Raw genomic sequence first — 5952 nt, forward strand, 5'->3', positions numbered from 1 at the left:
CAGCGCCGATGGTAGTGTGGGGTCTCCCCATGTGAGAGTAGGACATCGCCAGGCTCTCATTATCTAATTAGCGCTTAGTATTAGGCTTTAGTTAGCAAAAATTTAAGCATCAAAGCAATGATATGTAAGACTTTGATGAGTAGAAATACAAAGCCCTGACCTAACGGTCGGGGCTTTTTTGTATCTTTAATCTTTGATGAAAAACCAATAGAGCCCTGGCCTGACGGTCAGGGCTTTCTTTTTTTGTTCGTGTTTGCTCGTCTCATCGCGACATAGCACAAAAAAGCCTCTCTATAATAGAGAGGCTTTTGTCGTTTTAACCAGTGTCGTTTTAACCAATATTGACGGATTAAATGGAATTTTTGTCTATCAGATCCTGAGTACGCTCGGCTGGCTCGTCAAGTCCGAGCTTCTTATAGGCTGTTAGCATCAGAGGCAAAGAAGCTTTAGCGGCTTCAGTGTCAGGGAAGTCTCGTTGTAAGGCCTGGCAACGGTTAACGGCTGCAACCCAAGCTTCACGACGAATATAGTAGTCGGCGGCGGCTAACTCGTATTGCGCTAAACGATTTTTTAACGCGATCATACGTGCCTTTGCATCAGCAGCATACTCGCTATTGGGATAGCGTTCGAGTAAGCGGCGAAAATCAGCAAATGCTTTACGAGCCGGCTGAGGGTCACGGTCATTGCGCTCCATACGGAGAATGTCGTGGATTAGGCTACGATCTTGTGCCATATGAACGAGGCCTCGCATATAGGCAACCCAGTCACTTTCGGCATGAGCGGGGTGCATACGCATAAAGCGATCAATGGTTGCTTCGGCCAAGGCCAGATCGTCATTTTTATAATAAGCATAGATAAGATCCAGTTGCACTTGATCGGAATAAGCACCAAACGGATAGCGAGAGTCCAATGCCTCAAGCTTTTCAATGGCTGTTATCCATGCCCCTTTGTTTAACTGCGCTTCAGCATCCTGATACAGTTTGGATGGCGGATCGTCTTGGACAACTTGACTGTTGCTTGAGCAACCGACGAGTACAGAGGCTGCGAGTAGCGCAGTAAGGGTTAGGCGTTTCATGGGTTATCGCACTTCCTTGAAAAGTTTTTATGCCATCTGGATTACGGTCACAGCGGCAAACAGATACAATGTCATTATCCCGGCTATTTTATCCAGTGATAGGCGACTATAGCAAAAGGCGTTTACCGGCGATATGCCGAGCGCCACGATAGCGACTGTTGCGAGGGTTTAGTCATAGAAATCACAGAAAAGTTCGGTATGGCACAACAGATAGAATTATCCCATCAGATCCAAGAACACCAAATGGGTCAGCGACTCGATCAAGCGATCGCAGAGCTGTTTCCCGATTACTCTCGCTCTCGGATCAAAACATGGATTCAAGCAGGGCAAGTCTCACTCGATGGTATGGCGGTAGACAAGCCTCGTCAGAAAGTCATGGGCGGGGAGCAGGTTGAGATTGCCACAGAGATTGAAGATGACGATCGCTGGCTACCCCAAGAGATACCGCTCGACGTCGTCTATGAAGATAATGACCTCTTGGTGATTAATAAACCTGCTGGGCTTGTGGTGCATCCAGGTGCCGGCTGTCCGGATGGAACACTATTGAATGGTTTACTTCACCGTTATCCTGATATCGGGGATGTACCGCGTGCAGGGATAGTGCATCGTTTGGATAAAGATACCACGGGCCTAATGGTGGTTGCGAAAACGATCCCCGCGCAGACCCGACTGGTACGCGCGCTACAAAAACGTAAAATCACGCGTGAATACGAAGCGATTGCGATTGGCAATATGACCGGTGGTGGCATGGTGGACAAACCGATAGGCCGCCATTCAACAAAACGGACTCATATGGCCGTCCAAGAATTAGGGAAGCCTGCGATAACCCATTATCGGGTTGCAGAGCATTTCCGGGGTCATACACGGTTACGTTTGCGACTAGAGACGGGGCGGACTCACCAAATCCGAGTGCATATGGCGTATTTAAATCATCCTCTGGTAGGGGACCCGCTTTATGGCGGTAAGGCAAAGCCTCCACGTCAAGCCGGCGAGATCTTGGTTCAGACGCTAAGGCAGTTCAAGCGCCAAGCATTACATGCCGCCATGTTACGTCTTGACCATCCGATCACGGGTGAGCAAATGGAATGGCATGCCCCGATCCCCGACGATATGGTCGCATTGACGGAGCATTTACGTAGCGACCAAGCGGAAAACGGAGAAGACGAGTACTAATGGATTACCTCCAACCTGATTGGCCTGCTCCTGATAATATCGGTGCACTTACCACAACTCGTGAAGGGGGAGTGAGCCAGGGCGCGTTTGCGGGTTGGAATCTTGGTATGCATGTGGGTGATGATCCAGATGCCGTGCAAAAAAATCGTCTTGCTCTAGCCGGTATGGTTCACGGAGAACTGACGTGGCTTGAGCAAGTTCATGGGACTGAGGTCGCACGGCTGCCACATCAAGACACACATCCCAAAGCCGATGCAGCATTTACAGATACCGTCGGACAAGCTTGTACGGTTATGACCGCTGATTGCTTACCGGTGCTTTTTTGTAGCCATGATGGTTGCCAAGTCGCGGCGGCACATGCCGGGTGGCGAGGGCTACTAAATGGTGTTTTAGAATCAACCCTCACTTTATTTGCGCAACCAGAACGCTGTTTTGTTTGGTTGGGGCCGGCAATTGGTCCACAAGCTTTTGAAGTCGGTGAAGATGTTTATCAGGCATTCATCTCGTATTCTTGGCAGACCAAGGCCGCTTTTTCACCTCGAGGGTCAGACAAGTATTTGGCTGATCTCTATGCGCTTGCAAGGCAACGACTAATAGCTACTGGCGTGACCGCGATTTATGGGGGATCGCTATGTACCTACCAGCAAGGCGATCAATTTTATTCCTATCGCCGAGATGGACAAACGGGGCGGATGGCAACGTGTATCTGGCGAATGAAATAAAGTCGTCTTAGATGCTTGAAAAATACCTGCATCGTGCCCATTTATTCATCAACTAAAGGTGTTAAGTGGGAGGAACTAACGATGCGCCTTGACCGTTTTACCAGTAAGTTTCAAATTGCCATTTCTGATGCGCAATCACTCGCGTTAGGGCGAGACCATCAATATATTGAACCCGTTCACTTGATGACCGCACTCCTGAATCAAGATAGCAGTGCGATTCGTCCGCTATTAACCATGCTGAACGTGGATGTGAGCCAACTGCGCTCTAGCCTTTCTGAGTTATTGGATCGCGTCCCTCAAGTCACAGGCACGGGCGGTGAGGTTCAGCTTTCGAATCATCTGGGTAACTTATTTAACCTTTGCGATAAGATCTCACAAAAGCGTAAAGACAAATATATCTCTTCTGAGCTTTTTGTCTTAGCTGCGGTAGAAGATAAAGGGCCGCTTGGGGAGCTATTGCGCAGCCATGGCCTGACATCACAAAAAGTTGAACAAGCGATAGAAAAAGTCCGTGGCGGTCAGCAAGTCGATGATCCCAACGCCGAAGAAAACCGGCAGGCGTTGGAGAAATTTACTCTGGATCTGACCGAGCGTGCTGAGCAAGGCAAACTGGATCCTGTTATCGGCCGTGATGATGAAATTCGCCGGACCATCCAAGTGCTACAGCGTCGTACCAAAAACAACCCCGTCCTGATTGGTGAGCCTGGTGTAGGCAAAACCGCGATTGTTGAGGGGTTAGCCCAGCGTATTGTGAATGGTGAGGTACCGGAAGGTTTGCGCCGTAAACGCGTGCTTTCTCTCGATATGGGGGCGCTAGTCGCTGGGGCTAAATACCGTGGGGAGTTTGAAGAGCGACTAAAAGCGGTATTAAATGAACTGGCGAAAGAGGAAGGTAATGTCATCCTCTTTATTGATGAACTTCATACCATGGTCGGGGCCGGTAAAGCTGAAGGGGCCATGGATGCCGGGAATATGCTCAAACCTGCCTTGGCACGGGGCGAGCTTCACTGTGTGGGCGCAACGACACTTGATGAATACCGCCAATATGTAGAGAAAGATGCGGCATTAGAACGTCGCTTTCAAAAAGTATTGGTGAATGAGCCGAATGTAGAAGACACGGTCGCCATTCTGCGCGGATTAAAAGAGCGTTACGAGCTGCACCATGCGGTAGAAATTACCGATCCGGCCATCGTCGCCGCAGCCAGCTTGTCACATCGCTACATTGCCGATCGCCAGTTACCCGATAAAGCCATTGATCTTATTGACGAAGCGGCGTCCAGCATTCGGATGCAAATTGATTCGAAACCCGATTCGTTAGATCGCTTAGAACGACGCATTGTCCAACTTAAAATTGAACAACAAGCACTAGAAAAAGAAGAAGATAGTGCGAGTCAAAAGCGTTTAGAGACACTGCGTGACGAGCTAGAGGCAAAAGAGCGTGATTATGCCGAGCTCGAAGAGGTCTGGAACACAGAAAAAGCCGCTGTATCTGGAGCTCAACATATAAAAGCTGCTCTAGAGCAAGCACGAACTGACATGGAGATAGCGCGGCGAGCCGGGGATTTAAGCCGAATGTCAGAACTACAGTATGGCAAAATTCCTGACTTAGAAAAGCAGCTCGATCTTGCTAGCCAAGCAGAAATGCAGGAAATGACTTTATTGAAAAACCGAGTCACAGAGGCTGAGATCGCAGATGTTATCGCACGGCAGACAGGGATCCCTGTTTCTCGTATGCTGGAAAGCGAAAAAGAAAAGCTACTTAAAATGGAATCAGCCTTGCACCAGCGGGTGATAGGTCAAGATGAAGCGGTCGGTGCGGTCGCCAATGCCATTCGGCGTAGCCGAGCCGGACTGGCGGATCCGAATCGCCCGATTGGCTCTTTCCTTTTCCTTGGGCCGACAGGGGTGGGCAAAACTGAGTTATGTAAGTCGCTGGCCGAATTCATGTTCGATAGCCGTGATGCTATGGTTCGGATAGATATGTCTGAATTTATGGAAAAACACTCGGTAGCACGCTTAGTTGGCGCGCCTCCTGGTTATGTTGGATATGAAGAAGGGGGCTATCTTACTGAAGCGGTTCGTCGTCGTCCCTATTCGGTAATTCTACTTGATGAGATAGAAAAAGCGCATTCTGATGTATTCAACATCTTGTTGCAGGTACTCGATGATGGGCGTTTAACGGATGGTCAGGGGCGAACGGTTGATTTTCGAAATGCCGTCGTCATCATGACCTCCAATCTGGGTTCAGAGCAAATCCAAGCACACTTTGGTGAACTGGATTATGCAGGCATGAAGCAAACAGTGATGGAGGTGGCGGCGAATCATTTCCGACCGGAGTTTATTAACCGTATTGATGAAGCCGTTGTGTTCCATCCACTGGTTGAAGAGCATATAAAAGAAATCGCTGGCTTGCAGATGCAAGAGCTTGCCCGACGAATGGCAGAAAAAGATTTCAAATTGGAGATTTCCGAAGCTGCGCTTGCCAAGGTTGCTCAAAGCGGGTTTGATCCTGTCTACGGAGCGCGTCCACTTAAACGGGCTATCCAACAGACAATCGAAAACCCACTGGCGCAACAAATCTTGAGTGGGGAACTGGTCCCAGGTCAGCCCGTTTGGCTTGATGTTGAGAATGACCATGTCATTGCAAAACAAGGCTAACCCAGCCCTATCAGGCAAAAGCCACCATTTTTGGTGGCTTTTTTCTTGGTTTGACTCAAAAACGCTTAGGAATAATGCAAATTGTTGGGTTTTTGCGCGCCTGAGATCTTTTTATCAAAAACCCCTTGCGCCAAAAAATTACCTCTCTATAATGCGCTCTCGTTGGCACGGCAAGCCGAGCTGACAACGGCAATACAGACAAGCAAAACAAAATGCTTGACTCAATGCCAAAGTGGCGTATTATGCCACTCCCGCTCAACGATGAGCGGCGCTCTTTAACAATTTGACCTATGCAATCTGTGTGGGCACTCGTTGAGAATAGAC

4 protein-coding genes are annotated in these 5952 nt (G+C 49.0%); 3 read left to right on the plus strand and 1 reads right to left on the minus strand.

Going from position 1 to position 5952, the window contains the following annotated elements; all coding sequences use genetic code 11:
* Positions 1-349: 349 nt before the first annotated feature.
* Entirely contained in the window at positions 350-1075 is a 726-nt protein-coding gene (bamD, locus tag BZJ21_RS14885; RefSeq protein ID WP_021024604.1) for an outer membrane protein assembly factor BamD, read from the minus strand.
* A 198-nt stretch (positions 1076-1273) separates the two neighbouring features.
* Here bamD and rluD point away from each other — a divergent pair, with 198 nt between their 5' ends.
* The 3 genes from rluD (at position 1274) to clpB (ending at position 5628) form a co-directional block, all read left to right on the plus strand.
* Positions 1274-2248: a 23S rRNA pseudouridine(1911/1915/1917) synthase RluD gene (gene rluD / locus BZJ21_RS14890; RefSeq protein WP_077461943.1), complete on the plus strand. Its 975-nt coding sequence runs from the start codon at positions 1274-1276 to the stop codon at positions 2246-2248.
* On the plus strand, positions 2248-2970 hold the full coding sequence (gene pgeF, locus BZJ21_RS14895; protein WP_077670207.1) for a peptidoglycan editing factor PgeF: 723 nt from the start codon (positions 2248-2250) through the stop codon (positions 2968-2970). The genes rluD and pgeF overlap by 1 nt, the downstream gene beginning before the upstream one ends.
* 81 nt (positions 2971-3051) lie before the next feature.
* Positions 3052-5628: an ATP-dependent chaperone ClpB gene (gene clpB / locus BZJ21_RS14900; RefSeq protein ID WP_021024607.1), complete on the plus strand. Its 2577-nt coding sequence runs from the start codon at positions 3052-3054 to the stop codon at positions 5626-5628.
* The last annotated feature ends 324 nt before the right edge of the window (positions 5629-5952 follow it).

The organism is Salinivibrio costicola subsp. alcaliphilus (assembly GCF_001996185.1).
GTDB lineage: Bacteria > Pseudomonadota > Gammaproteobacteria > Enterobacterales > Vibrionaceae > Salinivibrio > Salinivibrio costicola.